Origin of the sequence: Bacillus sp. RE35 (assembly GCF_052146655.1) — a bacterium.
In the GTDB taxonomy this organism is placed as follows: Bacteria; Bacillota; Bacilli; order Bacillales; family Bacillaceae_G; genus Bacillus_A; species Bacillus_A cereus.
This window is the reverse complement of the sequence record NZ_CP197377.1, coordinates 2,588,172-2,614,740: the sequence shown is the minus strand read 5'-3', so window position 1 is coordinate 2,614,740 and position 26,569 is coordinate 2,588,172. Positions and strand designations below refer to the sequence as shown.

Genomic DNA, 26,569 nt, shown 5'->3' with positions numbered 1-26,569 from the left:
AGTACTAATGCAAACGTTTTCGTATTAAAAGGTCATTGAAATACATACGTGAAAATAGCCGATATGGAGGTGAAGTAAAAGAGATTTCTAGATTAATTTAAGCAGTGTTATTCAGTGTAAGCATAATAAATCGTTAGTAATATTTGAAGAAAGGGTGTATGTGATGCAAATTACAAAAAGATTAATTAACAAAACAGTTTTATTACTTACTTTAATCGTTATGTTATCATCTGTTTTCTCCTTTCAGAGTGTGAAGGCAGTTTCAAATTCGAAAACAACTGAAATTATCATTCATTACAAAGAAAAGCTTGGAAATACAAAAGACTGGAATCTTTGGTTATGGGGAGAAAATGCAAATGGTACATCTTATCAATTTACTGGTGAAGATGAATTTGGAAAATACGCTAAGATAAAAATAGACGGTGACTATAATCGTGTAGGATTTATAGTTCGAACAAATGAATGGGAAAAAGATGGTGGGGATCGTTGGATTGAAAATATAAAGGACGGTCGTGCTGAAGTATGGATCCTTTCGGGTGATGAAAAAGTATATAACTCTAAGCCTTCATCGGATCTCTCAATTCAAAAAGCAACTATTGATGGTTTCCATGAAATTACTGTAACGACTAATGTCCCGTTTAATATTAAGGAAAAGAAAATTGAAATTGAAGGCATTAAAATTAAGAATATTACTCCTTATGATATAAACAGTGGCGATATTACTAATAAGGTCAAAATAATTACGGAACAGAAAATTGATTTAAAACAAACATACAAAGTTAAAATAGAAAACTTAGCTGATACGAATACTGAAATTGGTAAAGTCATTCGTAGCGAAGAATTTGATAATTTATTTTATTATGGTGGTAACGATTTAGGAAATACATATACTCCGCAACATACAAAGTTCCGTTTATGGGCTCCTACTGCAAGCGAAGCGAAGTTAGTTACATATAAAAAATGGAGCGATAAAATAGGTGCTGAAATAAACATGCAACAAGGTGAAAAGGGAACTTGGACATCAGAACTAAAGGGGAACCAAAAAGGGCTCTTTTATACGTATAAGGTCAAAATTGGTGATAAGTGGACTGAAGCGGTTGATCCATATGTGCGTGCTGCTTCTGTAAATGGGGATAAAGGTGCAGTCGTTAATTTAGAAGAAACAAATCCGAAAAAATGGAAAGCAAACAAAAAGCCAAAATTTAAAAATCCGGAAGATGCTATTATTTATGAGTTACATGTACGCGATCTTTCCATTCAACCTGAAAGTGGTATTAAACAGAAAGGGAAGTATTTAGGTGTAACAGAAAAAGGAACAAAAGGGCCAGAAGGTGTAAAAACAGGACTTGATCATATAAAGGATCTCGGTGTTACTCACGTTCAGCTTTTACCGATATTTGATTATGCTTCTGTAAATGAAGAGACTTTAAATGAACCGCAATATAACTGGGGATATGATCCTAAAAATTTCAACGTTCCAGAAGGCTCCTATTCTACAAATCCTTATGAGCCAACTGTGCGAATAACTGAATTAAAGCAAATGGTTCAAACACTACATGATAATAATCTTCGAGTGGTGATGGATGTAGTATATAACCATATGTATAACGCTGCTGAATCTAATTTCCATAAGTTAGTTCCAGGTTATTATTATCGTTACAATGAAGATGGAACATTTGCAAATGGAACTGGAGTAGGAAATGATACTGCTTCAGAAAGAAAAATGATGAGGAAATTTATGATAGATTCCGTCACATATTGGGCAAAAGAATACAATTTAGATGGATTCCGTTTTGATTTAATGGGTATTCATGATTATGAAACGATGAATGAAATACGTAAAGCTGTTAATCAAATTGACCCTTCTATTATACTACACGGAGAAGGATGGGATTTAAATACACCTCTTGCAGCTGAGCTGAAAGCAAATCAAAAAAATGCAGAGAAAATGAAAGGGATTGCTCATTTTAACGATAATATACGTGATGGGTTAAAAGGTAGTGTATTTGAGGAAAAAGAAAATGGTTTTATAAATGGAAAGGAAAATATGGAAGATCGTATTAAAAAAGGTATTACGGCAGGTATTGACTACGATACAAATTCGTCTACCTATCAAGATCCGGAACAGGTGCTAACTTATGTGGAAGCACATGACAATCATACATTATGGGATAAACTTGAGTTAACTAATCCAGGTGACAGCGATGAAGTGCGAACACAAATGCACAAATTGTCTTCTTCGATTTTATTAACATCACAAGGAATTCCATTTTTACATGCAGGGCAAGAGTTTATGCGGACGAAATACGGTGATCATAATAGTTACAAATCTCCAGACTCAATTAACCAGATGGATTGGCTGCGCCGTGCAACGTTTAATAATGAAGTAGATTATATGAAGGGTTTAATAGAATTACGCAAAAAGTACTCAGCTTTTCAAATGACATCTGCAGAGCAAATAAAAACACACGTATCATTTATTGATGCTCCCCAAAATACTGTAGCTTATATAATAGAGGGGAATAAACATGAATACTTTACAGTGGCTCACAATGCAAATAGAGAAGCTGTTGAAATAACACTTCCATCGAAAGGGCCTTGGAAAGTACTAGTAGATGGCAAGCAGGCGGGAAGTAAACCACTTTATGTTGTCCATGACAATAAAATTAAAGTTCCTGCATTAAGTTCATTTGTTTTAAAGTTAAAATAATATAATTTCACATACTGTAATTATATTACAATTCAATAAACAAAAAGAGAAGAACTCACCAAGGTTCTTCTCTTTTTCATGTGAAATTAGGGTTTCCATAATTGTAGATATAAGAGTTCTTGAAAGTAGCAAAAGGCAAGACGATGAACCTATTTACAAAATGACAAGAAAATGACAAAACTGTAAGAATGCATGAATGTTTGTAAGAAAGTTCGATGTTTTCCTTTTTCTTTTTTTATTAAAGTGAAAAAGAAGAAAGTGATGTCATAAGAGGTTGATATTTTTAGATAGATACAATAACCAAAACTATTTATGTAATGAAAGTATATGGAAATCAGTAAAACACCTTACTAAAAAGGAGGGATTTGAAATGTCTTTTTCTCAATTTAATATTGATATATTTCGAGCAATTAATGATTTAGGTAAACAATATTCATTCCTAAACTCAGCCGTGGTATTTTTGGCAGAATATATGGTATATATTTTTGCTTTAATTATTTTAGCTTATTGGTTTACTGGGTCCAGAAAAAGTAGAATGATGGTTATTCAAGCGCTGGTTGCTTTTGTAATTGCTGAGGTAATCGGGAAAATAGCAGGGAAATTTCATTTGAATTATCAACCGTTTGCAGTATTGCCTGATGTTAATAAACTTGTCAATCATGCTATAGATAATTCATTTCCTAGTGACCATACGATTCTCTTTTTTTCGATTTGTTTTTCATTTTGGCTTGTTCGTAAAAAGATTGGGTGGTTATGGCTTATACTTGCATTTTGTGTAGCGATCTCTCGTATTTGGGTAGGAGTTCATTATCCTTTTGATGTTGCAATAGGGGCTTTAATAGGATGTGTTTCAGCGTTATTTTCGTATTGGTTAGTACCGAAATTTTCTTCTATCAAGAAGTTGCTTACTCTATATGAAAGAGTAGAGAAACATGTTTTACCATCAAAAAACAAATCAAAGGGATTTTGAGTATACAAGTATGTGAGTCTTTTGAATTAACAAATGTCATTACATTAAATCGTCTTGGAGGTCATTTTAAAGGAAGAACTGTTTTACACTGGAAAGGTGGAAATTATATTAAGACATTTTGCTAACAGGTGATATTTTTCAAGTGATTGCCAACTGTCAGTGAGTGAGTTTCATGTACAGTTATCTACATCCACTGCTAGTAAAGTAAAATAGCTGACGGATATAGTATAAGGGCTACCATTCAACCGTATTTATAATGCTTTTCATCGAGTCGTGTCAAAGCATGTGGACCTTGCTGTTCAGAAGTCAGCAGATCGATACATAAAAGCACTGCAGGGAACACTTTTTAATACATGGGATGTTTCAATATTATCTATAGATATCTGTAAGAAATAAAAATAAATAGATAAGTTTAGAGCATGTTATTATCATTTGTTTAAAACATGCTCTTTGTATTTAAAGTAACACCAGCATACTGACACGTACAAGTTATCAACAATCTTTATGTTGAAAGAATCTTAGTGTACGAATGTTGGTACTACCCCTTACTTAGTAATCTCACAATTTAAGACCTGTCATTGGATAAATGTGGGGAGTTCAATCGATTCTGAATAAAATTAATAGTATCAGTTGCAATTTTTTTACGTTTAAGAACTATCCCGGCATGCCCACATGTATAAATATATCGTGTAGGCCTTTCCCAAGATTTCCACAAGTAGTCTGTATCCTCAGAATGCACATATAGATCGTGCTTACCTGAAATTAATAAAATATTTTCTTTTTTTACTTTTGGTAATGCTTGACTCGGTTCAGTGATTTTCCAATAATCTATTAAATCATCATACGTTACACCATGATGTTCCAAGTCTTCTCTAATAAATTTACCTGGAGTTGTATTCCAAATTGAATAAGAGAGTCGATTTGCATAGAAAATGGATGCTAACACATCAATTTCTTCTTCAACAAGAGAGGTTAAGTTAGTAATAAATCCACCTAAACTAATTCCTATTAGAATCAGGGGACCATTTTTATTTGCTTTAATCCATTTAATCAAAGCTCGTAAATCAGCTACCGCTTGTCTAGTTGCTTGTACTGTTCGTTCAATATTTGCACTTACCATATACTCTCCACTGAAAAAGGATTGATCGGGTTTTCTTTCAAAATGATAGGGTAGAGTGAAATAATACATATTCCACTTCAGGCTGGTCATATGATCGTGGAATATTCTTTTCACACGTTCGTTAGAATCCATTCTCCAACCGTGAACAAAGATAACATGAGGTGCATTTTCATTTTTATGTAAGAATAATTCCCCAGTTACAGAGTCGTTGCGTGAATCACCGGATTGAACTGAGCTTTTATATTTGAATTGCCCAGCCATGTATTCCTTTTCCTGTTTTGAATGCTTAATGTCAAAATGAATATGTGATGGTTTTACTTTATAAAAAGATTCTATGTCCTTTATATTTAATGAAGTGTTAGAAAGGGAAGTATACTGAAACGCTACACTTCTTTTTTTGTGTAAATCATATAAGGCGTACCGATCAATGAGTTTTGAAAAAATCAAATTAACCTCCTCCAAAATACATATTGTGTAAAACATGGACAAAATTTATGGTGTAAATTAATTGTAAAATATTCTCTTTTCCTAATAGTAGGTGATAAATTTGCATATCATATTATAAAGCTTGCAATAAAATAAAACTATAAATAAATTATACTAAAATCTAAAAAGCAATTTAATATTATTATTCATATAAGAGAATATTAAATTGCTTATTTTCGTATTAAAAGATGCACCTTTTAAAGTGACGTGATTTGTATGAGATACAGTAACTATATTAAAATCCCTATTATAGATATCCAAATAGGTTTCTCTATATTTATTGTATAGAAATTACACAGTAAATATTTTTTGTGCTACATACATTAAATTAATCTTAACCTTTTCTTTTATATAAATTTATTAAACGGAATAACTCCTTACCAATATTCAAAAACGGCTGCGTTTTTGAATTTGTGTTCTAGCTTTTCTGAAACAGGTAAATAACTACACATAAACTCCTTATATCTCTAGTTAAACTACCGATTAGCTCCATATAAACTCTAGATAACCTATATAGAATACAAGATATCAAGGAGGTAAGAAAAAATGAATTTTATGAAACGAGCAATTCTCAGTATGAAAAAAAGGATAGGAACATCATTAATTTTGATGGCAGTTTTTCTGATTGTTACAAATTTGGTTCTTTCAGGTTTTACAATCCAAAATGCGTCAAAAAAAGCAGCGGATGCTGCGAGAAAAAAACTTGGTGCAGATGTTACTTTAGGTCTTGATTTCGACAAATTAGGTCAAAAAGCTAAGGAAACTGGAGAAATGCCAAGTCCGCCGCAGCTCGATACAAAAGAAACAGAACAATTAGCGAAGTCCAAGTATGTAAAAGACTATAATTACATAGCTAACACTTTCGGTATTTCTGATGGACTTAAACTAGTAGGAGCTTCAGAAGGAGAAGAAGGTAAAGGTAAAGCGGGAATAGCGGCTGTGCGAGGCGGTTCAAGCTCTGGTACAGAAATAGATATGAATGCTTCTTTTATGATTGAGGGAGTCCGCAAGACTGCATTACAAGAAAGCTTTAAAAACGGAAAAAGTAAAATCATTGATGGAAAACCAATTACAGAGCAAATGAAGAATCAGAATGTAGCTTTAATGGAAAAACGATTAGCGGAATTAAACAATTTGAAAGTAGGAGACAAAGTTAAAGTACAATCAGGGGATAAGAAGGAAACCCTTGAGGTTGAAATTATCGGTATTTACGAAACCAATGAGCAAGCAATGAGTCAACAGGCTCCTCCTATAATGGATCCGGCTAATAAACTATATATGCCACATTCAACTATGAAAAAATTAGAAGTGGATCAAGGTATAAGTAGTGTTCAAGTCGTGTATTTCTTGAATGACCCACAATATATTGATGCATTTAAAAAAGAAGCAAAAAAATCTAATATTGATTTTAATTATTATAAATTAGATGCGCATGATTCATTGTACAAGCAAATGATTGGTCCTATCGAAAATATCTCTTCGACTTCTCAAATGATTATTTATATTGTATCGATTGCAGGTGCGATTATTTTAGGATTAATCATTATGCTATCAATTAAAGGACGTCGTAAAGAAATGGGAATTCTATTGTCCATTGGAGAGAAAAAGTGGAAACTGATGGCACAGTTCGTAGTAGAAGTAGTATGTGTCGCTATTTTAGCATTTGGATTATCCATAACAACAGGAGCTAAAGTTTCTCAATATATCGGGGATAATTTACTTTCGAATGAAATAGCTACTGCAAGCGAAGAAACAGATACCTCGCAACATGGTACTGTAATGATGGCTGGATCTGGTGGTACTCTACAAAATCAAAAAGAAGATCCGATTGATAAAATTGATGTAAGTGTAACAGGAGAAGATGTAGGGAAAATGGGTGGAATTGGACTAGCTATTGCTATAATAGCAACGCTTCTTCCAGCATTATCTATTCTACGTTTAAACCCAAAACAAATTCTTTTAAAAGATGAATGAGGAGGATCGATATGGAGACGATTTTACAGTTTAAAAATTTGGATTATTATTATGAAAGTAATGGAAAAAATGTAGCGATACTAGATAATGTTAACTTTTCTTTTCAAAAAGGACATTTCTACACGATTTTAGGACCATCTGGATCTGGTAAAACCACAACTCTAAGTTTAGGTTGTGGACTGGATGTCCCTAAAAATGGTTATGTACTGTATAATGGCAAAGATATTAGAAAAATTGGTTTGGATCGATACCGTAATCAAAATGTATCTGTAATTTTCCAATCTTATAACTTAATTACCTATATGACCGCTCTTCAAAACGTCTTAACAGCAATGGAAATTACAGGTGTTAAAGTGCAAAATAAAACAGCAAGAGCATTAGAATTATTAGAGAGGGTAGGACTCACAGAACTTGAAGCGAAACGAAACGTCCTGCAACTAAGCGGTGGACAACAACAGCGTGTAGCAATTGCTCGAGCACTATCGTGTAATGTTGATTTACTAATTGCAGATGAGCCGACAGGAAACCTCGACGAAGAAACCGCAATGGATATAATAGAACTGTTTCAAGAACTTGCACATAAAGAGAATAAATGCATTATTGTTGTGACGCACTCACAGGAGGTTGCTAAAAAATCAGATCGTGCAGTGTATTTAAGTAAGAAGAAGTTGGTCGTAAATGAAATCTAATATAAACATCATAACTGTTCAATTCACATAATTTTCAAAATCTATCTCTTTCAAAAGCTTATATTTGATTTATAATAAAATCAAGCCATAACCAAAATGGTCTCCCTGTACTGAATGTTAAAATAGTTTGTTGTTCCCGTTTTAATAATATTTGAAAAAGAACTTGTATGATATTCTACAAGTTCTTTTTATTATAATTGGTTACCTATATCATGGGATAATCACACATAGTTATTGCAGAATTAAACCTACAATCATAATTAAACTAAATACTATTATCCAACCAAACACACAATAGCCAAAAATTCTAATCCATTTAGGTAATTGATTCATGTTAATTTTATTTGAGGGAACTCCCTGCATAGAAAACATCATTTTTTGATCTCTATCTCTATTATTTTGCTGTTCATACATAATATCATCACCTTTCCAGATATATTGAGTTTGTAGTATATCAACCTAAAGAAATTCATGTACAGAATAAAAGGGGATAGCATATATATTATGTGGTGGACTTTATAAATAAATGCATTTAATCACCATGGTTCTAAGCACTAATCCGTTATAAATACTGAAAAAGAGCCCTACATAAATAGGACTCATTTTCTTCAAATGTTAAGTTGCTGGATATAAATCAGAACCAAGGTAACGTTCTTTTATAATTTGAAGATGATGAAGCTCATGACCAGCAATGATGTATGCTAATGCACGAACTGTAACTTCAGAATTATTCGCATTTCCTCTTTGTGACCAAGCTTCTTTATCTAAGCTTCTAAGTAAATACAGGGTAGATTGGCGAACAACTATTAAATTCTCAAGAAGATCTTGCATAGATTGCTTATCAAAAGCAGCTCTAAGAACATACATATCATCATTATAGCCTGGAAGTTCTGCTGTCTCGCCTCGAGCGATTGATAGCAATCGATACGCCATAATCCGTTCTGTATCTGCTATATGACCCATTACTTCTTTTATACTCCATTTAGTAGGAGCATACCGGAAAAGTCCCTCACTATCAGAAATTTCCTTTAATAAGAGATTCGTTTCCTTCATTTGTTGTTCTAGAATATGTATGATATTTCCGTCTGATACCAAGTTGGTATACGTTGCATAATAGGAGTTATATTCACTTACTTGTGCTCTTATTTGCATACGAATCATCCTTTATGTTTTATGTTTAATCTTTACATATAGCTTACCATAAAAGAATTTTAAATTAATCTGAAAAATGGAGGGAAATATGCATTTTTCATCTTCCTTTTCAGTTTCATAGATGAAATGCATCTCAAATAAGAGAATCTAATTTGCTGCTAAGCGGAATTTCGTTTTTGCTGTTATAGTAAAAGATAAATATGTAAATTGAATACAGTTTGTCACCACTTATGATAATTACCATTTAAGAAGCAATATATATCATTAAACGAAAAGCCTGTTAATAAGTTTATACTTACCACAAAAACAAACAAACTCGTCCTATTTAAAGGAGAGTTTGTTTGTTTTTGTGTTTAGATAATGGAATACTCATGCAAAATTGTACACTATGTTCCATATTTTTTATTGAATACTTTATATCTAGCGTTTCAAGAATTTGTTTAACAATATATAGCCCCAAACCATTTCCTCCAGTATTTCGATTCCTTGATTTTTCAATTCGATAAAATGGTTTGAAAATTTGTTGTATCTCTTCATCTTTAATATTGACACCTGTATTTATAATTTGCATTTCGATTTGACTTTGTTTAGAATCCTCACTTAACTTTATATAGACTTTTTCATTATGTGGTGAATACATAACCGCATTATGGACAATATTTTTACATGCTTTTTCTAAAAGGGCACAATCTGTATAAATAGCAAGGCCAAAGTCAATTTCTTTTATTATTTCGATGTTTTTTTGAGAAGCAAAAAATTCGAGATCTTTTGTAATTGTCCCTATTAATTTTGAAAGATTAACTTTCTCTACTTTTAGTTTGAAGGTGTGTTGTTCTAATTTCGATACGCTTAAAATTTCACGAACTAATTGTTCCATACTTTCAATAATTTGATGATTCTTCTTTAAATATTGATCGCGATTTTGATAAGGGCCAATATTGTATATCATTCCTTCTAAGTATCCTTTCATTACAGTAAGAGGGGACTTTAATTCATGTGCTACAATCGCAAAAAACTCTCTGCGTTTTGTTTCTATTTCTCTTTCTTTTTCAATATCATTTTTTAATTGTTCATTTGCTTTTTTTAAATCAAACATAGCTTGTTGCAAGTTAATAGACATGTCATTCAAACTATTAGATAATTCTCCTAACTCATCTGTAGAGCGAACCTCAATTTTTTCGGAGAAATCTAAATTTGCCATCTTTTGTGCACCTTCATTAATATAAATAAGTGGCTTTGTAATAAACCTGGAATAAAAATAAGCACTCCCTATACCAATAACGAGCACAATGATACTAATATAGGGGAGAAAGCGTACTAAAACCTGTGAAGCTTCATCAATCGGTTGAAATGTAGCAAACACTACAAGCGTTAAACTACCATCTTGAAATTGAATTGGTTTCGTAGCGTTATATGAATTGCTAAGGGTACTTGCATTCTCGAATCGTGTTGCTTTAGTAACTACTGTTTTTTGCGTACCACTTTGAATAAAAGAAAATGAAGGAGAGTAAATAATTACTCCTTCTTTATTTTGAAGATAAAGCATCGCATTATTTTTTTTTGCGTATTCATCAAAAAGTGGTATCGCATCTTGAAACGTAAGATTTTTAGATTTATCAATGATTTCGTTTATCCCTGTTTGAAGTTGATCTGTTTTATATTGCTCATAAAACGTAGGGAGAAAGAAGTATAAAGTTAAATAAATCAATACTGCAAAGGATAACAAAATGAGAGATGTAGTCATAAAGAGTTTGTAAGTAATTTGCTTCATCTTCATGAGTTTCACAATACTATTCATCAATTTTATAACCAATACCCTTTATTGTTTTAATATAAGGGATAGCTAATTTTTTACGTAGATTTTTAATATGTGTATCAATTATTCGTGTTTCTCCAAAATAATCGTACCCCCAAACCTTCTCTACGATATTTTCTCTTGTAAGTACTTTTCTCTCATTTTGAAATAGTAGTTGTAGAATTTCAAACTCTTTTGTCGTTAATATAATTTCAACGTCATTTACATATACTCTATATGCATCCACATCGATACGCACTTCTTTAAATATCAAATGATTATTTACATTTTTATCATAACTTCTTCTAAGTACAGCTTCGACTCGTCTAATCAAAACATGAAATGAAAAGGGCTTTGTTATATAATCATCGATCCCAAGGTCGAATCCTTTCATTTGATCTTCCTCTTCTTCCAACGCAGTTAGCATAATAATTGGTACGTTTGACTGACTTCGAATCATTTTAGAAACTTCAAACCCATTAAGATTGGGCATCATGACATCTAGAAGAATTAAATCAAATGATTGCTTATTAAATTGTGTCATACCCTCTAGTCCATCTGAAGCGACTACCACTGTATAATGCTGTGTCATTAAAAATTGTTTAATTAATTCCTGAATTTCTTGATCGTCCTCTACCACGAGAATATGATAGTTTTTCATAATATCACCTCTGGTAGTCATTATAGCCGTACTATCTGGAGTTTATGTGGAGATACAGTAGTAAACTTCATAGGACGTTTACTACTAAAAAATATTATTAGCTATATTACTTTTTTATGGAGAAATAATTGTTTTAAAAAACTTATCGTATGAATTGATGTACGATTAATATTTACGAAAAACTAATGTATACTAATGTGAATTGTATGTAGCTTCTTAAAATTTGTGAAAATATACTTTTGCTTCTTTACCAAAAGAGGAAAGGGAATTTCAATATAGAAGAAGCTACTGTAATACTAGAGTGTGCGCCGAGAACTTTGGATTTCTTTCATCTAGTTTCTATTTAATCGTTAATCACTACATAACAATGTTCTTGCTGAACCAAAAGTTTAAAGGTACAAACTTGGAAAGATTTATATAATGCTAGAAAGGTTGTGAAATTATTTGATGGGTTATAAAGCGATGCTGTTTGATTTAGATGATACATTACTTGATAGGGATAAAGCAGTAGAGGCATTATTTTTAATTGTTTTAGAAAAGTGTTATGAAAATGTAGATGGTGCGGCTAAAAGCAACATGTTACAGAAATTTAAAAAATACGATAAAAGAGAATATGGCATAAGTAATAAAACGACAGTTTTAGAATCATTGTTTGATGAATTCACGCCGAAGTATAGATTGCCACGCAATTACATTCAAGATTTTTGGAATAATAATTTCCCTAGATGTTTTTCAATAGACAAAAATACTATTCATTTCTTAAATCAAATAAAGAAGCACTTTAAAGTTGGAATTATAACAAATGGCTCAACTCAGAGGCAAAAAGCTAAAATATTTAACACGAATTTAAATAGGTATTTTGAAACAATCATTATTTCTGAAGAAGTGGGATTTAGTAAACCTGATAAACGTATATTCGAACTAGCATTAAATAAGTTAAATTTACAACCGGAAAATACTTTATTTGTTGGGGATGACTTAGAAAAGGATATTGCTGGTCCTCAAAATGCAAATATAAAAGGTGTGTGGTTTAACCCTCAGAAAATCAAGAATACTACTAAAATACAACCATATGCCGAGATTAACACTTTGGATAGTTTGTTAAGTTATGTTACTCCACAATATTTTTATAACAAGTAAAAGTAATTCCATATATATATTCAAAAATACAAAAAAAGAGAAACTATCATTAATTTCATTGACCGTATTAGTAATAAAAAATAGGTATTTACAACAAAAAATAGAGGCCATTTTAATAGCTGTGGCTAATTTAATCTATGATTAATACGAAGTTTTGTAAAACAATTTTACTCATACTGTGTAAATTATAAAGGGGGAGGACTATGGAAATAAAGAAAGTAGTAATCGATGGAATCAATATTGCGGTCATTAGGAACGATAAGGTATTAATATCGGATGTTCAGTCTGCATTAGATACTATGGCAACAGTTCAATATGAGGTAGATGCGAAACATATTATTATCCATAAATCTTTAATAAGTGAAGATTTCTTTGACCTAAAAACACGGCTTGCGGGCGATATCCTTCAAAAGTTTATAAACTACAAGGTAAAGATTGCTATTGTTGGAGATTTCTCTATGTATACTAGTAAAAGCTTAAAAGATTTTATTTATGAATGTAATAAAGGGAATGACATTTTTTACTTAGCAACTGAACAACAAGCAATTGAAAAACTAAGTACATTAAAGTAATAATTATATCCTGCTAAATTCCCCCATTTCACTTAGTTCATAATTATATACGATATAGAAGAACTGATGTTTGTGGTAAACTAAGAGATGAATAAAGGGGGAGTTTTTTTGAACAATTTTAATAATATAATCCAAAATTTAAATAATATAATCCAAAATTTAAATAATATAGTTTACAAACCTAACAACTTAATGATTACGAATCTAAAAGAAGAAAAGCAAAACGCAGAATATGCCGGATGTTTATTCCACTTAAATAACAAAACCATTCGTTTTAGAAAATCAAAAGTTACACCTAATAAAATTGGTCAATTTGTTTCTTTTTGGGAGAAAGATGAAAATATGCGAAATAGAGCTTTCTCTTATGAAGCTGCTCCTGATTTATTAGTAATCACTTGTATTGCTGATAATAAACTAGGGCAATTTATTTTTCCTAAAGAGATTCTTCTTAAAGAAAAAATATTGAGAACACAAAGTCAAACAGGGAAAATGGCAACGAGAATTTATCCTGTTTGGGATACCACTGTTAGTAATCAAGCTAAAAAGAGCCAAACGTGGCAACTTCAATATTTTGTTGATTTAAGTGATAGTAATAATTTGCCTATAGATAAACTATTAAATTTATATTCGTAGCTTTTGATTTGCCCCAAAAAGAAGTGATTACAAAAAACATGTGTAATGACACCTCCTATGTGAATCGTAATTTTTGTACCGGTACAGTTAAATGAAATGTACATTGTTACAGTGCCCCTTAAAATTTACAATCAGCATATATTATTTAAACTTATAAATTTTTAAGGGGTGCTAAATATGACAAGTTTACAAGATCAGCTTTTCACAAGATTAAATCTTAAAAAACGTAATGATGTAACGTTTGAAGAATTACCTACCATACTCTTTTCGTTTGCGCATACTATACCATTTGAGAATTTAGATGTTATAGCACGAAATACGAATCAAATCTCTCTGGAAAACTTACGAGAGAAAATTTTAACTAGTTCCCGTGGTGGACTTTGCTACGAATTAAATACTCTTTTTTACTATTTCTTAAGAGACTGTGGCTATGATGTACAACTGGCATTAGGTACGGTTTATAAAAACGATATAAATGCATGGGCACTTGAGGATGGCCATATAACAATTATTTTAACTTATGATAATGTACAGTATTTAATTGATGTAGGTATAGCTTCGTTAGTACCTCTTGTTCCTGTACCTTTTACTGGCGATTCGGTTTCTTCAAAAAATGGTTCGTACCGGGTGAGACGGAAAGATACGAATAAAGGAAATTATGTTTTAGAAAGAATAGATGCTGCTGGAGAATGGAAAGTTTGTCATGCTTTTTATAAACATATTATTGATGAGATAGTAGTAAATGATGTTCAAAGAAGAGTGATAGAAGATGAGAAGTCTATTTTTAATAAAGGACCAATTGCAGTAAAGTTGACGAACTCTGGCCATATTTCATTAACGAATACAAGTTTAACCGAAATTATTCATGGGGAAAAAACTAAGCGTGAAATTACAGAAGATCAATATAAAGAGTTTTTATATACTTTATTTGCTATTAAGTTATGAATAATAAAGATAGCGGGTTCTTATTCAGAAGCGGCTATCTTTATTATTTTTGGTGTAAATGGTTTTCTTCTAATATGTTTCGGAAACTGCGGTATAGTTAATGTTTTTAATGTTTCCTCAGCTTCTTCATATGTATGAAAAATTGGTTCTTTTCCATCATCCCCTTGTAAAACTAGCCCTTCATCTCGGATTACATATGGCATAAAACCACCCCATCTAGTAAAGAATTATGTTCTTTTGCAGCAGAATAATACGATTTAAAGTTTGATTTTCTTAATACATATAATACACTAGAACAGTACGAAAAAGTATGTACAATGAATTTTGAATGTAAAGGAAGATTATTATGTCAGTTATTGATAAATTGAAACTTAATAAGTATACAAATATGGTCGTTATTAACGAACCAAGTGATTATGACATTTTTACAGGTAAAGAAACTGCATTCTCAAAAGAACACGATGCTATCTTTATATTTGTAGAAACGCTTGATGAAATGGTGAAACAAACGAATTTTATTATTAGTAATGAAGAATTACTAATTGAAAAAGGTTACGTATTCTTCGCATATCCGAAAAAAGGTAATGCTCGTTATAGTACGTTTATTCACCGTGATGAGATGTTTCCGGCATTAAACGTTGGAGAAGATGGTTATGTGGGAGAAAGCGATATTAAATTTGCACGAATGGTAAGTATGGATGAAGTCTTTACTGTTGTTGGTTTAAAACGTGAAAAGAAAAAAACAACAAAAACATCTGCTATGAGTCAATGTGTTGCCGATTATGCAGATCGAATTAAAGATGTTGAAGCATTATTAGCTAATCATCCGAATGAACTTAAGTTTTATCAAAGTTTAACGCCTGGATACCAAAAAGATTGGGCACGTAATCTTTTTTCTGTGAAACAAGAAAAAACACGTGAAAAACGTCTAGAGAAAATGATAGAAATCCTTTCACAAGGCTACAAAACAATTGAATTATTCCGTAAGAAGAAAAAATAATGATTAAGGAAGTCATAATGCTGCAACAATTAATTGTGATGAGTACATTGAAAAAAGCATTCCTTCCATTATACTAAGGAATGTTCTTATATTTATATAATTAGCAAAAGAGAAAAGGTGTTTGAAATGAAATCGTATATTGTAGTTGGATCAGGAATTTTAGGAGCGTCTACTGCTTATCATCTTGCTAAGGCAGGTGCGAATGTTACTATCGTGGATCGCCAACAATTAGGGCAAGCAACCGATGCAGGAGCAGGTATTGTATGTCCATGGCTATCACAGCGCCGTAATAAAGCATGGTATAAAATCGTTAAAGGCGGTGCACGTTACTATTCTTCGTTAATTCAGCAATTAGAAGAAGACGGTGAAACTGACACAGGATATAATCGTGTAGGTGCAATTAGTTTACATACTGACGAGAAAAAGTTAGATCAAATGGAAGAGCGAGCTTATAAACGACGTGAAGATGCCCCGGAGATTGGTGAAATAACTCGCTTATCAGCTGAAGAAACAAAAAAATTATTCCCAGCATTATCAGACGAATATAGTTCTGTTCATATTAGTGGTGCTGCACGAGTAAATGGAAGATTATTACGCAATGCATTAATAAGTGCTGCGAAAAAACATGGTGCAACTTTCATAAAAGGCGATGCTATATTAGTCCGTGAAGGAAATCATATTACGGGAGTTACAGTAAACGATGAAACAATTTTAGCGGAAAAGGTTATTGTAACTGCAGGCGCATGGGCGAATGAAATCTTGAAACCATTAGGAATTAATTTCTTAGTTACATTCCAAAAAGGACAAATTGTTCATCTGCAAATTGAAAATACAGCAACAGAAAATATGCCAGTTGTTATGCCACCAAACGATCAATATATTTTAACGTTTGACAATGGTCATGTCGTAATTGGTGCAACACATGAGAATGATACTGGTTTCGATCATCGTGTAACAGCAGGTGGTTTACATGAAGTATTCCATAAGGCATTAGCAGTTGCACCTGGCTTAGAAAATGCTACAATGCTTGAAACGAGAGTTGGATTCAGACCATTCACACCAGGATTCTTACCTGTTATCGGACCACTACCTAAATTTGAAGGAATTCTCGTTGCGAATGGATTAGGGGCTTCGGGTTTAACAGCTGGTCCATACTTAGGAGCCGAACTTGCTAAACTAGCGCTCGGACAACCGATTGAATTAGATTTAAATGATTATGACGTTGCTGGCGCAATTGAATAATATGGAGTACTGCTAACATTTATGAAAAACCATGCTAAACAAATTCGACAGAGAATAAGTAGTTTTTCCTCTGTTAAGAGTAAGCCTGTTTATGAAAAATAAAATTATTTAAAAATAGAGGGCCGACATTATAAACCTGCATTAATAATGTAGAATTGTGATGGCGGCTCTTTATTCATATTGATTTAAAACTTATTTTCGAGAGGAGGTTAAGTAATGAGAGCGCCATATCAAGTATTGATATTTCCTTATATAAAAACTGCCGATTCTATTCAATATGCCATTTTTAACCGAAGTGATTATGGTTATTGGCAAGGAATAGCTGGTGGCGGAGAAGACGGTGAGATTCCTATTGAATCAGCAAAACGGGAAGCGTTTGAAGAGGCTCGTATTACAAGAGAATGTCCATATATACAATTAGATTCTGTGTCTTCACTATCAGTAGAAGATGTAGTTGGAGGATTCCTTTGGGGAGAAGAGGTTTATGTAATAAAAGAATTTTCTTTTGGAGTTAAAGTCCCTACAAAAAACATATCATTATCTAAAGAACACTTCAATTATAAATGGTTATGCTTTGAGGAAGCAGTAACGTTTTTGAAATGGGATAGCAACAAAACAGCATTGTGGGAATTAAACAAAAGACTATTAAAACAATAAAAGTTTTAGCTAACAAAGATAGTAGTGGAACAAGAATTGAACCATTAACAAACCCTTGCTACACTTCTAAACAATGTTTTATAGATTTGGCATGGGTAATGAACGAACAGAACTTGCACTAAGAAAAGCCCTATACACTTGCCTCTGAAAAAATGAAAATAGTTAGAAATATTTTTATATCGTACGGTTTTTGGCTATGAATAACGGAATAAATATTAAGTATTCAACAGTTTAAATAAAATGAGTTAGCTTTTTATTTTAGGAAGAAAGATGACTCGTTTTATGCTAAAATTCGCTTAGTGTATATTTTCGTTAAAATGTGGGTGGGCCCCCTTTTAGCAAAACCGGAGTGGGAATGATGAGTATAAATAGTTTTGTGGGATTGATAAATGACGAATTATTAAAAGAGGTAAGTATCAGAAGTGAGGATGAATTCGAGCCTGTAGTAGTTAAAGATATTCCTAGACTTTGGAAGTGTTTAGGAACAGGTAATTATGCCGCAGTATTCATGCACAAAGAATACAAAGATTGGGTAGTGAAAGTTTACGTGCGAGAAGGAGAAGGAATTGAAAAAGAGTCAGAAGTATACCGAAGAATCGGAAATCATCCTTCTTATTCAAAGCTTATATATAAAGGAGAAAATTTCATAGTATTGAAACGTTTAAAAGAAATTACCTTATACGATGCTATTCATAAGGGGATTAAAATTCCTAAGCAAGTAATACTTGATATTAATGAGGCTTTAGAGTATGCGAGGGAACAAGGGTTAACTCCTTGTGATGTTCACGGGAAAAATGTGATGATGGAAAAAGGAAGGGGATATGTAGTCGATGTATCTGATTTCTTAAAAACAAAAGAAGATAGTAAGTGGAGAGACCTAGAAAAGGCATATTTCACCTTTTATTTTCCTTTCATATATAAATTGCCTTTCCCTATTAAAGTACCGTATTTTATGTTAAACATTGTTAGACGTTCGTATAGAAAATATAAGAAGCTTAAAAAGAAATTCAAATTGTAAAAGGACCACATATGTTCCTGAAAACGAGTTAAATTCACATAAATAACTTTAGAAAAATTTCAAATTTTGTTTAGGGGCTACTCCAAGACCTTAGCTTGCTGGGCATGTGGTGTTACCTCAAAAAATAAAAAGATTAGGAGTGAATCCTAATCTTTTTATTTATACATATTTTTGTTAGTTATATCACTATCAATTCCAAAACGGGATATTTTGAATAAATGAAACCGTCAAAATAAGTGTTGATGCGGAACCAGCAGTTACTAAAGTTACTATTTTTCGTCCATTCTGTTCTTTTGAAGGTTTTATAAGTTCTGTAATTAACAAAATCCATATTATGATAGATACTATTGAAATAATATTTATAGACATATGTAACACATCCCTTCGTGTTTTTACATAAATATTTCTGCTTTTATAAAATAAAAGCAATTTAACAAGAAAATATGTAACGCATTAAAAATCAATATTTCCTTGTTAAACCACCTTTTTTAAATAGAAATACGACTGATAAAACGATAACAACAGCCTTCAAACTGCCCCAATATGGATAAATAGCATGATTTGTTAGACTAGCATATTGAAAGATATTCTCTAAACCGAAAATTCCTATCATGACTGCTAAAAGGAATGAAGCTGATCCATACGTCCCGTTATGATAGAGAGTAAATAAGTATATGGCACATATAAGTGGTACGATGATTTGTAATAAGAGTGTCATAATTGATTCCCCTAATATATTGATTCTTATATTATATACAAAATTGTAATAAAAAGGAATACGACTTATTTAATACTAACAAAACTACTCTAATCATATTCTTCTATAAAAAAGAAGAAAAAGGGGTGTACAGTTAATTGACAAAAGTTAAAGTTAGTTTACGACCCATTGTTCATAACGTAAATTTACCAACTGTATTGAAAACAACGATACTTCCAGGTGAATCGACCGAAAGACTATTTATCGCAACTCAATTAGGGGAGATTTTTTACATAGGGGACGGAGTTATAAAGACATTTTTAGATATTCGTCACCTAATTATTAAATTAGGTACATTTGAAGAAGGTGTTTCTAGTAGCGGTTATGATGAACGAGGATTGCTTGGACTTGCGTTCCATCCACAATTTTATCAAAACGGTTTATTTTATCTTCATTATTCCGTCGCTGGAACTCAAGGGCCAGGTGCACTTTCTGAGCAATTTAAACCGAATCCTTGTGACCCTAAAACGCTAAATTTAAAGTGGGTTAATAGAAATACGCAATATGATCACATTGATACAGTAGAAGAATGGACTTTACAATCTAATGGTCAAGCTCAAAAGCGACGAACATTACTGAATGTAAGAAGACCATTTTTTAATCATAACGGAGTCAATAGTTTAAACTTTTCACCTGAGACTGGAAAACTTGTTTTTACAAATGGAGATGGCGGATCAGGTTATGATCCATTTAATTTAAGCCAAGATGATTTAGAAATAGCAGGTAAAATAATTGAAATCGATGTAAGTAAAAATACATTTATAAATAACCCTCCTGTAGTTACACGCTTTAATGAACTCCCTTTATCTATACAAGAAACACTTACAGTAATTGCAAAAGGAGTACGTAATATAACCGGCATTTCATTTCAAAGGTTTTATAATCAATATATCAAATACGCCGGAAATGTCGGACAAGATATTGTAGAGTCTATTTTTTCATTTATTCAATATAAACCTATACCGGTTACAGAACTTGTTCAAATGCATTTTATGAGGTTAACTCCCAATCAAGATGGGGTTATCAATTTTGGGTGGCGAGGATGGGAAGGGGATTTACCTACTTCTTTTATACGACATTGTTCTGAGAATCAGACTTTGGATGAGAGAACAATGGTTTATTATGATGAAACAATACAAACTTCAGTGAAGCGTATTCTGCCTCTACTTAGTTATTTTCATCAAGATTCCAGACCCGATAAGTTTGGAGGAACTTCCCTTACAGGAGTTCAGCCATATATGGGAAATGCAATTCCAAATTTAACAGGTAGCGTAGTGTTTACTGACCTTGCTAAGAAAGAAGATTCTCGACCGCCAGTTAAAGGTGTTTTAGCCTATACTAGAGCAGGTACAGACGGTAAACATGCTGACTTTCATGCTATTGAAACCAATTATGATTTTGGTACGCAAGCAGCTTATTATATGAGTTTAGGAACAAATTTGAATCAAACTAAATTATATTTAGGAGTTTACGGTTCTATGAAAGTAACTGATTTTAATAAATGTACCATTTTTGAAATTATTCCCTGATACGATACACACTCGTAGTTTAATAATCCAAGGAATTTATTTTGTTTCAAAACGCACAATTTATCCCCCTAAAAGCCTTTTATTATATAGTAATTCATAACAAGTAGAAAGCAGCTCATAAACCACTAGTGTATGAATAATATAGAAAGTAATGAATGAGGCATCTTTAGGGGGAGATATTGATGAATTGGTTTGTACGTTATTGGTATCAACTGATGATAGAACATGATACGAGCTTTGTTCATAAAAGAAAATTGTCCCTTGCGAATAAGTTAGTACTTACAGCTTTGATGAGTACATTAGCCACCATGTTTCAAGCAGCAGGAAACCTAGTTCCTGGTATAGGTTTGCTCATTAGTCCATTTTCGACATTACCGATTTTTTTTGCTATTTTCTATTCTATTCGTGAGGGAATACTTTCTTATATTCTTACTATTTTTCTATTATTTATTATTGAGCCAAGTGAACTAATTGTCTTTCCTTTTACTACAGGCTTATTAGGTCTAGCCTTAGGAGTATCCTTTTTAAAATTAAAGAGGAGAATTTGGATTGTTTCCTTTTCAGCAACTTGTCTAATTATTGGTATTATGATTGTTCTCGATGTTTTCCGTTTTCCGGTACTTGGTCCTGCTGTTCATACAACTATGGATATAAAAATTATTTTATCAATATCTATAATGAGCTTTCTATACTGTTGGATTTATGCAGGTTTTTGCAGAATAATGATGAATAGATTATATAAAGTGTTGTATTGACAATGGCATAATGAGGATTGGAGATTGAATTCATGACTAACGTTGCAGTTAGAAGACCGAATTTGAATGATGTAGATGAACTATATTTATTTTTCCGTATCGTTATTACGAATACATACAAAAATGAAGGATTGTCACAATCATTGGATGACATAGAAAATGAAATTAACTCAAAAAAGCAGTATTTGAAAAGTGATTTTGATAGTAACGGAGAAGGTCGTTACTTTTTATTAGCAATTGATACAAGTAACGATAAAATCATTGGAACAATCGAAATCGGTCCAGCAAGTACATTGATTAATAGTTGTACAGGTGGTGTACTTAAAAATTTGTATGAAATAGGAACTGTATTCATACTTCCGGAGTATCAGAGAAAGGGAATAGGGAGTTTATTACTACATACAATGTTTCTTACATTACTTAGCAGAGGGATAACAGAATATTGTTTAGATAGTGGATATAAAAATGCGCAAAGTATATGGACGAAAAAGTTTGGAAAACCTAGCTATGTATTGAAAGATTACTGGGGAGAATCCAGCGATCATATGATTTGGAAGAAAAGTTTACATGATACACCTATAATATTTGAATTATAAAATGAAATATGCCTCTGAACATAGCTTTTCTTACTTATGTATGCTATTATTTATCTTTATAATAAAAGAGGACGTGAATGAACTTGATTAAAATTAATATTCCTGAAGCTGATGTTTCAATTACTGAACGTAAACAAGTTATTAAAGGAGACGAGCCAATCATTACTCCAATTAATGGATTTATCGATTTCCACTTGTTCCCTAGAGATAAAGGCGGCATTTTTATGTTTTACAATATTAATGACGAACTTCTTTTCGTAGGTAAAGCTCGTAAAATTAGACAACGTATTAAGAAGCATTTTGAAGATAATGTTTCACCAATTAAAAATCACCGTGATGAAGTATACCGCATTGATGCATGTATCGTAGAAGATCCAACAGAAAGAGAAATTTACGAAACATATATCATTAATGAATACAAAGCGAAATATAACGTTGATAAAGTATTTTACAAATAATCAACATTAATAAAAAGCAATCCTAGCTAATATGCCAGGATTGTTTTTTATTTAGATTTATTTTTCATATCTTTCTCCTTTTTTCAAATGATTAGCAGCAACAAAACAGATTACACCTATAAATATAAGTACAATACCAACCGTTTTATGTTTTCCCTCAAAGAAAGGAATATCTGAAATAACATTTGTCATACATAGTCCTAAAAATACAAGGATAGGGCCCACCCAAAGTAATACATTACCGAATTTTGTGTGCTTCCACATAATAACCCTCCTTAACCCTCTTTACATATATATCCATAAATGAAAAGTAAATTCATAGAGAAATATAGTTTTTTTCATATCGAAAATTTAACCCTCATATATTGGTACAAGCAAAAGAGAAAGGAGACCATCATGAATTGGTTAGAAGCTTTCATACTAGGTATAATTCAAGGTTTAACAGAATTTTTACCAATCAGTAGTACCGGACATCTTTATTTAGGAAGGCATTTGTTCCGATTAGATGAGGCTGGCTTATTTTTAGATACGATGCTGCATATTGGGACTTTACTTGCGGTTTTTATTTATTACAAAAAAGAATTTATATATTTAATTAAAAACCCATTTTCAAAGCTCATGTTATTACTTATCGTTGGGACAATACCCGCAGTTGTAATTGGTTTATTGTTTAAAGATTTCTTTGAAGATATTTCAAAAACAGGAATCACGATCGGTTGGGAGTTTTTAGTGACCGGATTCTTTCTCTACACGGCAGATAAACAAAAGAATGGTCGTAAAAAAATGGATGACATAACATATAAAGACGCATTAATTATCGGTTCATTTCAAGCTGCTGCTATTTTTCCAGCCATTTCCCGTTCTGGAATGACAATTGTCGCTGCATTATGGAGAAAATTAGACCGTGAAACTGCTGCTTACTTTTCTTTTTTACTATCGACACCAGCCATTGTTGGAGCTATCATTTTGCAATTTATAGACGTTTTTCAAGGGAAAGCAGAATCTATTTCTAGTACATCTTTAATTGTCGGAACGTTATCAGCAGCGTTTTTTGGATACATAGCTGTTTCATGGATGATTCAATATTTAAAACGTCACTCCTTAAAAGTATTCGCGTATTACGTATGGGGATTAGGTATTTTAATTTTAATGTTGCAATTTACTGATGTATTTTAAGTATAATGATAAAGAAGTTAATTAGTTTAAGATCCTGTTTCATTCATACAAGGCAGGATCTCTTTTTATTAAGGGGGAAAATATGTTTAATAAGGCTATCGTTATTGGTGGAAGTATGGCAGGAAAGTTTGCAGCAAAAGCATTATCAACTTCTTTTAAAGAAGTAATCATTATAGAAGCTGGTGAAAGATGGGATGGAAAGTCTTCGAGAAAAAGAGTTCCACAAAGTAATCATCCTCACGTGTTATTAAAAGGTGGAGAAAACGCAATTGAAGAATTGTTTCCTAGTATTACGAATGAATTAATAGAAGCAGGTAGTATCGTAAATAACTTTACTCGTGATTTAAAATGGCATCAATTTGGTTTATGGAAACAGCCATTCATAGGGGAAGTACATATGATTCAACAAAGTCGTCCTTTGCTAGAATGGCATATTCAAAAACGAATACATCAAATTTCAAATATTACTATTAAATATGAAACATTGGTTAAAGGGTTATTGGTAGATGCAAAGCTTAACAAAGTGTGTGGAGTAAAAGTTAAATATCTAGAGACAAACACACAAGAAGAAGTTCATGCGGATCTTGTAGTTGATGCGAGTGGATTTGGCTCAAAAAGTATAGAGTGGCTACGAGAATACGAAATTGAAGTACAAGAAGAGAAAGTTCGTATTGATTTATTTTACGCAACGAAAATGTTCAAACTTAAAGAAAATGAGAAATTAGACTGTTGCAATGTGCTAATGTCTCCGAGTTTCCCTGATAACCCTTATGGCGTTCTTATTCAAACGATAGAAGATAATCGTTATTTTGTTACTTTCAGTGGATACGCAAACGAGAAAGCACCACAAACAGATGATGAGTTTTATGATTTTGCTGAAAATCTATCAATTTCTAATGTTACAGACTTCTTAAATAAGGCTGAGGGAATTACTGATATAAAGACATACAAAATTCCTTATCAAGTACGCCGGCGATTTGATTTAGTGAATAATGTACCAGAAGGATTATTAGTTGTTGGAGATGCGCAATGTCGTTTTGATCCCGTTTTCGGCCAAGGCGTATCAGTTGCTGCTATGGAGGCTCACCAATTGCAATTACTTTTGCAAGATAGAAAACAACTTGATAAAACATTTACACAACAATTTTATAAAAAGGCAGCTACTATAATAGAAACCCCTTGGGATATGACAACAACAGAAATATCACGTCACCCGCAACTAAAGAGAGAATTAACTACAAAACAAAAATTTCAGCTATGGTATACGAAACAAATATATCGACTATCCGCAAGTAATTCTGATGTTTATATTCGGTTAGTACGAGTGATGAATTTAATTCGTAGTCCATTTCATCTTTTTCATCCGAAAGTGCTACTATCTGTATTACTTAATCGAAAGTAATAGCAGGAATATAATTGATTAAAAAAGAATGTATAACAGTTAGTAAATCTAGAAGGAGAATACGGGATGGAAATATACATAGAGCAACTAAAGAAACAAGATGCTAAGGATTTATTTACGTTTGAACTTACGAATAAATATTTTTTTGAAACAATGGTACCAAATCGCGGCTCGAAATATTTTGAATTTGAATATTTCCAAAAACTACTAGACGATTTGTTAATAGAACAAGCAGATGGAGATTCTTATTTTTATTTAATTCGTAATGAAGAAAAAGAAATTATAGGACGAATAAATTTAGTAGATATAGATACAGAAACTCAAATTAGTTCGCTAGGGTATCGGGTCGGAGAAAAATTTACTAAAAAAGGAGTTGCTACAGCAGCCGTAAAATTAATTTTAGATGTAGCGAAAAATAATGAAATTACTGAAGTTCATGCTAAAACAACGACTAATAATCTCGCATCACAAATTGTACTAGAAAAAAGCGGATTTTCTTCTTATCAAAACGAATCAGATACAACTTCTGTAGAATTAAATGGAGAACATGTGAAGTTTGTACACTATATTTGGAGAAATACTTCACGCTTATAATAAGGAGGACTTATTCATGAATGATTTACGTTATCCAATTGGCCAATTTACATACAAACGTCCTATAACTGAAGAAATGATTGATACATGGATTCAAGAAATTGAAGATTTACCAAATGAACTAACAAAGGCAATTAAAGATTTAGATCAGAAGCAGTTAGATACACCATATCGCGTTGGAGGTTGGACTGTACGTCAAGTAGTTCATCACGTCGTTGATAGTCATATGAATAGCTACATACGCTTTAAATTAGCACTGACAGAAAAGAATCCCACTATTAAGCCGTATAAAGAAGAGAAGTGGGCAGAGTTACCCGATTCAAAATTACCGGTAGATGTTTCACTAGTAATGCTAGATTCATTACATAAAAGATGGGTTAACCTTTTATATTCTCTAGAAATTGAAGATTTAGAAAAGACATTTAACCATCCTGAAACTGGTGAAACAAAACTTGCTGTTGCAATAGGACTATACGCATGGCATGGTCGTCATCATACCGCTCATATTACCTCGTTAAGAAAGCGACTTAATTGGTAA

At 32.1% G+C, this 26,569-nt stretch carries 29 protein-coding genes; 20 read left to right on the top strand and 9 right to left on the bottom strand.

What is annotated here, in order from left to right; translation table 11 throughout:
• The first annotated feature begins 163 nt into the window (after positions 1-163).
• Together pulA and ACTL4X_RS13475 are read left to right on the top strand one after the other, a co-directional pair.
• Complete coding sequence (gene pulA / locus ACTL4X_RS13480; RefSeq protein WP_441395066.1) at positions 164-2,710, top strand: type I pullulanase; 2,547 nt, start codon at positions 164-166, stop codon at positions 2,708-2,710.
• Positions 2,711-3,080: 370 nt separating this feature from the next.
• Positions 3,081-3,680, top strand: coding sequence for an undecaprenyl-diphosphatase (locus tag ACTL4X_RS13475; protein WP_000010592.1), 600 nt, complete (start codon positions 3,081-3,083; stop codon positions 3,678-3,680).
• 565 nt (positions 3,681-4,245) lie between these two features.
• Here ACTL4X_RS13475 and ACTL4X_RS13470 read toward each other — a convergent pair.
• Positions 4,246-5,247 carry an alpha/beta hydrolase gene (locus tag ACTL4X_RS13470; protein WP_000577717.1) on the bottom strand — a complete coding sequence of 334 codons (1,002 nt, stop codon included), beginning with the start codon at positions 5,245-5,247 and terminating at the stop codon, positions 4,246-4,248.
• 585 nt (positions 5,248-5,832) lie between these two features.
• On the opposite strand from ACTL4X_RS13470, the gene ACTL4X_RS13465 reads away from it, so the two are divergent.
• Together ACTL4X_RS13465 and ACTL4X_RS13460 are read left to right on the top strand one after the other, a co-directional pair.
• The gene (locus ACTL4X_RS13465; RefSeq protein WP_001010223.1) at positions 5,833-7,260 is read left to right on the top strand and encodes an ABC transporter permease; all 1,428 of its coding nucleotides are present in this window, start codon (positions 5,833-5,835) and stop codon (positions 7,258-7,260) included.
• An 11-nt stretch (positions 7,261-7,271) separates the two neighbouring features.
• A complete protein-coding gene (locus ACTL4X_RS13460; RefSeq protein ID WP_000447853.1) occupies positions 7,272-7,949 on the top strand; it encodes an ABC transporter ATP-binding protein in 678 nt (225 codons plus the stop codon).
• Positions 7,950-8,180: 231 nt separating this feature from the next.
• Here ACTL4X_RS13460 and ACTL4X_RS13455 read toward each other — a convergent pair whose 3' ends face one another.
• From ACTL4X_RS13455 to ACTL4X_RS13440, 4 genes are all read right to left on the bottom strand, one after another.
• Positions 8,181-8,363 carry a hypothetical protein gene (locus ACTL4X_RS13455; protein WP_000273230.1) on the bottom strand — a complete coding sequence of 61 codons (183 nt, stop codon included), beginning with the start codon at positions 8,361-8,363 and terminating at the stop codon, positions 8,181-8,183.
• 201 nt (positions 8,364-8,564) lie between these two features.
• Positions 8,565-9,101, bottom strand: coding sequence for a DinB family protein (locus ACTL4X_RS13450; protein WP_001167023.1), 537 nt, complete (start codon positions 9,099-9,101; stop codon positions 8,565-8,567).
• A gap of 325 nt (positions 9,102-9,426) precedes the next feature.
• A complete protein-coding gene (locus ACTL4X_RS13445) occupies positions 9,427-10,878 on the bottom strand; it encodes a sensor histidine kinase (RefSeq protein WP_033695141.1) in 1,452 nt (483 codons plus the stop codon).
• A gap of 13 nt (positions 10,879-10,891) precedes the next feature.
• Positions 10,892-11,557: a response regulator transcription factor gene (locus tag ACTL4X_RS13440; RefSeq protein WP_000800727.1), complete on the bottom strand. Its 666-nt coding sequence runs from the start codon at positions 11,555-11,557 to the stop codon at positions 10,892-10,894.
• A 447-nt stretch (positions 11,558-12,004) separates the two neighbouring features.
• Between ACTL4X_RS13440 and ACTL4X_RS13435 the strand changes: the two genes are divergently transcribed.
• From ACTL4X_RS13435 to ACTL4X_RS13420, 4 genes are all read left to right on the top strand, one after another.
• A complete protein-coding gene (locus ACTL4X_RS13435) occupies positions 12,005-12,697 on the top strand; it encodes an HAD-IA family hydrolase (protein WP_000540719.1) in 693 nt (230 codons plus the stop codon).
• Positions 12,698-12,900: 203 nt separating this feature from the next.
• Complete coding sequence (locus tag ACTL4X_RS13430) at positions 12,901-13,269, top strand: DUF4180 domain-containing protein (protein WP_000403464.1); 369 nt, start codon at positions 12,901-12,903, stop codon at positions 13,267-13,269.
• Positions 13,270-13,356: 87 nt separating this feature from the next.
• Positions 13,357-13,902 carry a MepB family protein gene (locus tag ACTL4X_RS13425; protein WP_441395065.1) on the top strand — a complete coding sequence of 182 codons (546 nt, stop codon included), beginning with the start codon at positions 13,357-13,359 and terminating at the stop codon, positions 13,900-13,902.
• Positions 13,903-14,079: 177 nt separating this feature from the next.
• The gene (locus ACTL4X_RS13420; RefSeq protein WP_000202748.1) at positions 14,080-14,847 is read left to right on the top strand and encodes an arylamine N-acetyltransferase family protein; all 768 of its coding nucleotides are present in this window, start codon (positions 14,080-14,082) and stop codon (positions 14,845-14,847) included.
• 20 nt (positions 14,848-14,867) lie between these two features.
• Here ACTL4X_RS13420 and ACTL4X_RS13415 read toward each other — a convergent pair whose 3' ends face one another.
• The gene (locus ACTL4X_RS13415) at positions 14,868-15,050 is read right to left on the bottom strand and encodes a hypothetical protein (protein ID WP_001147158.1); all 183 of its coding nucleotides are present in this window, start codon (positions 15,048-15,050) and stop codon (positions 14,868-14,870) included.
• A 143-nt stretch (positions 15,051-15,193) separates the two neighbouring features.
• On the opposite strand from ACTL4X_RS13415, the gene ACTL4X_RS13410 reads away from it, so the two are divergent.
• From ACTL4X_RS13410 to ACTL4X_RS13395, 4 genes are all read left to right on the top strand, one after another.
• Positions 15,194-15,847, top strand: coding sequence for a YdeI/OmpD-associated family protein (locus ACTL4X_RS13410; RefSeq protein ID WP_000110844.1), 654 nt, complete (start codon positions 15,194-15,196; stop codon positions 15,845-15,847).
• Positions 15,848-15,973: 126 nt separating this feature from the next.
• Complete coding sequence (locus ACTL4X_RS13405) at positions 15,974-17,089, top strand: NAD(P)/FAD-dependent oxidoreductase (RefSeq protein ID WP_000844380.1); 1,116 nt, start codon at positions 15,974-15,976, stop codon at positions 17,087-17,089.
• A 216-nt stretch (positions 17,090-17,305) separates the two neighbouring features.
• Entirely contained in the window at positions 17,306-17,746 is a 441-nt protein-coding gene (locus ACTL4X_RS13400; protein WP_001202590.1) for an NUDIX hydrolase, read from the top strand.
• 349 nt (positions 17,747-18,095) lie between these two features.
• On the top strand, positions 18,096-18,764 hold the full coding sequence (locus tag ACTL4X_RS13395; RefSeq protein WP_002041240.1) for a serine/threonine protein kinase: 669 nt from the start codon (positions 18,096-18,098) through the stop codon (positions 18,762-18,764).
• A 189-nt stretch (positions 18,765-18,953) separates the two neighbouring features.
• Here ACTL4X_RS13395 and ACTL4X_RS13390 read toward each other — a convergent pair whose 3' ends face one another.
• Positions 18,954-19,133: a hypothetical protein gene (locus tag ACTL4X_RS13390; protein ID WP_000026314.1), complete on the bottom strand. Its 180-nt coding sequence runs from the start codon at positions 19,131-19,133 to the stop codon at positions 18,954-18,956.
• Between the two features lie 91 nt (positions 19,134-19,224).
• Positions 19,225-19,482, bottom strand: coding sequence for a hypothetical protein (locus ACTL4X_RS13385; protein ID WP_000173570.1), 258 nt, complete (start codon positions 19,480-19,482; stop codon positions 19,225-19,227).
• Positions 19,483-19,619: 137 nt separating this feature from the next.
• On the opposite strand from ACTL4X_RS13385, the gene ACTL4X_RS13380 reads away from it, so the two are divergent.
• The 4 genes from ACTL4X_RS13380 to ACTL4X_RS13365 all read left to right on the top strand — a co-directional run bounded on the left by ACTL4X_RS13380 (position 19,620) and on the right by ACTL4X_RS13365 (position 22,859).
• A complete protein-coding gene (locus ACTL4X_RS13380) occupies positions 19,620-21,050 on the top strand; it encodes a PQQ-dependent sugar dehydrogenase (protein WP_000170004.1) in 1,431 nt (476 codons plus the stop codon).
• Positions 21,051-21,232: 182 nt separating this feature from the next.
• A complete protein-coding gene (locus ACTL4X_RS13375) occupies positions 21,233-21,805 on the top strand; it encodes a hypothetical protein (RefSeq protein ID WP_001103998.1) in 573 nt (190 codons plus the stop codon).
• A gap of 32 nt (positions 21,806-21,837) precedes the next feature.
• On the top strand, positions 21,838-22,401 hold the full coding sequence (locus ACTL4X_RS13370) for a GNAT family N-acetyltransferase (RefSeq protein WP_000185966.1): 564 nt from the start codon (positions 21,838-21,840) through the stop codon (positions 22,399-22,401).
• 77 nt (positions 22,402-22,478) lie between these two features.
• A complete protein-coding gene (locus ACTL4X_RS13365) occupies positions 22,479-22,859 on the top strand; it encodes a nucleotide excision repair endonuclease (protein ID WP_001048941.1) in 381 nt (126 codons plus the stop codon).
• A 57-nt stretch (positions 22,860-22,916) separates the two neighbouring features.
• On the opposite strand, the gene ACTL4X_RS13360 is transcribed toward ACTL4X_RS13365, so the two are convergent.
• A complete protein-coding gene (locus ACTL4X_RS13360) occupies positions 22,917-23,123 on the bottom strand; it encodes a hypothetical protein (protein ID WP_000265478.1) in 207 nt (68 codons plus the stop codon).
• Between the two features lie 132 nt (positions 23,124-23,255).
• On the opposite strand from ACTL4X_RS13360, the gene ACTL4X_RS13355 reads away from it, so the two are divergent.
• The 4 genes from ACTL4X_RS13355 (at position 23,256) to ACTL4X_RS13340 (ending at position 26,569) form a co-directional block, all read left to right on the top strand.
• The gene (locus tag ACTL4X_RS13355; protein WP_001104303.1) at positions 23,256-24,035 is read left to right on the top strand and encodes an undecaprenyl-diphosphate phosphatase; all 780 of its coding nucleotides are present in this window, start codon (positions 23,256-23,258) and stop codon (positions 24,033-24,035) included.
• An 82-nt stretch (positions 24,036-24,117) separates the two neighbouring features.
• A complete protein-coding gene (locus tag ACTL4X_RS13350; RefSeq protein ID WP_000482061.1) occupies positions 24,118-25,437 on the top strand; it encodes an FAD-dependent oxidoreductase in 1,320 nt (439 codons plus the stop codon).
• 66 nt (positions 25,438-25,503) lie between these two features.
• Positions 25,504-26,031, top strand: a complete 528-nt coding sequence (locus ACTL4X_RS13345; protein WP_000409245.1) for a GNAT family N-acetyltransferase — start codon at positions 25,504-25,506, stop codon at positions 26,029-26,031.
• Positions 26,032-26,047: 16 nt separating this feature from the next.
• Positions 26,048-26,569, top strand: a complete 522-nt coding sequence (locus ACTL4X_RS13340) for a YfiT family bacillithiol transferase (protein WP_000999070.1) — start codon at positions 26,048-26,050, stop codon at positions 26,567-26,569.

Bases quoted from the DNA above. Each gene is read 5' to 3' on its own strand.
- ACTL4X_RS13390 (WP_000026314.1), bottom strand. From the start codon at position 19,133: ATGTCTATAAATATTATTTCAATAGTATCTATCATAATATGGATTTTG.
- ACTL4X_RS13440 (WP_000800727.1), bottom strand. From the start codon at position 11,557: ATGAAAAACTATCATATTCTCGTGGTAGAGGACGATCAAGAAATTCAG.
- ACTL4X_RS13435 (WP_000540719.1), top strand. From the start codon at position 12,005: ATGGGTTATAAAGCGATGCTGTTTGATTTAGATGATACATTACTTGAT.
- ACTL4X_RS13385 (WP_000173570.1), bottom strand. From the start codon at position 19,482: ATGACACTCTTATTACAAATCATCGTACCACTTATATGTGCCATATAC.
- ACTL4X_RS13405 (WP_000844380.1), top strand. From the start codon at position 15,974: ATGAAATCGTATATTGTAGTTGGATCAGGAATTTTAGGAGCGTCTACT.
- ACTL4X_RS13370 (WP_000185966.1), top strand. From the start codon at position 21,838: ATGACTAACGTTGCAGTTAGAAGACCGAATTTGAATGATGTAGATGAA.
- ACTL4X_RS13350 (WP_000482061.1), top strand. From the start codon at position 24,118: ATGTTTAATAAGGCTATCGTTATTGGTGGAAGTATGGCAGGAAAGTTT.
- ACTL4X_RS13355 (WP_001104303.1), top strand. From the start codon at position 23,256: ATGAATTGGTTAGAAGCTTTCATACTAGGTATAATTCAAGGTTTAACA.
- pulA (WP_441395066.1), top strand. From the start codon at position 164: ATGCAAATTACAAAAAGATTAATTAACAAAACAGTTTTATTACTTACT.
- ACTL4X_RS13365 (WP_001048941.1), top strand. From the start codon at position 22,479: ATGAACTTGATTAAAATTAATATTCCTGAAGCTGATGTTTCAATTACT.
- ACTL4X_RS13345 (WP_000409245.1), top strand. From the start codon at position 25,504: ATGGAAATATACATAGAGCAACTAAAGAAACAAGATGCTAAGGATTTA.
- ACTL4X_RS13410 (WP_000110844.1), top strand. From the start codon at position 15,194: ATGTCAGTTATTGATAAATTGAAACTTAATAAGTATACAAATATGGTC.
- ACTL4X_RS13430 (WP_000403464.1), top strand. From the start codon at position 12,901: ATGGAAATAAAGAAAGTAGTAATCGATGGAATCAATATTGCGGTCATT.
- ACTL4X_RS13360 (WP_000265478.1), bottom strand. From the start codon at position 23,123: ATGTGGAAGCACACAAAATTCGGTAATGTATTACTTTGGGTGGGCCCT.
- ACTL4X_RS13340 (WP_000999070.1), top strand. From the start codon at position 26,048: ATGAATGATTTACGTTATCCAATTGGCCAATTTACATACAAACGTCCT.
- ACTL4X_RS13400 (WP_001202590.1), top strand. From the start codon at position 17,306: ATGAGAGCGCCATATCAAGTATTGATATTTCCTTATATAAAAACTGCC.
- ACTL4X_RS13425 (WP_441395065.1), top strand. From the start codon at position 13,357: ATGAATAAAGGGGGAGTTTTTTTGAACAATTTTAATAATATAATCCAA.
- ACTL4X_RS13420 (WP_000202748.1), top strand. From the start codon at position 14,080: ATGACAAGTTTACAAGATCAGCTTTTCACAAGATTAAATCTTAAAAAA.
- ACTL4X_RS13475 (WP_000010592.1), top strand. From the start codon at position 3,081: ATGTCTTTTTCTCAATTTAATATTGATATATTTCGAGCAATTAATGAT.
- ACTL4X_RS13465 (WP_001010223.1), top strand. From the start codon at position 5,833: ATGAATTTTATGAAACGAGCAATTCTCAGTATGAAAAAAAGGATAGGA.
- ACTL4X_RS13445 (WP_033695141.1), bottom strand. From the start codon at position 10,878: ATGAAGATGAAGCAAATTACTTACAAACTCTTTATGACTACATCTCTC.
- ACTL4X_RS13450 (WP_001167023.1), bottom strand. From the start codon at position 9,101: ATGCAAATAAGAGCACAAGTAAGTGAATATAACTCCTATTATGCAACG.
- ACTL4X_RS13375 (WP_001103998.1), top strand. From the start codon at position 21,233: ATGAATTGGTTTGTACGTTATTGGTATCAACTGATGATAGAACATGAT.
- ACTL4X_RS13415 (WP_001147158.1), bottom strand. From the start codon at position 15,050: ATGCCATATGTAATCCGAGATGAAGGGCTAGTTTTACAAGGGGATGAT.
- ACTL4X_RS13455 (WP_000273230.1), bottom strand. From the start codon at position 8,363: ATGTATGAACAGCAAAATAATAGAGATAGAGATCAAAAAATGATGTTT.
- ACTL4X_RS13460 (WP_000447853.1), top strand. From the start codon at position 7,272: ATGGAGACGATTTTACAGTTTAAAAATTTGGATTATTATTATGAAAGT.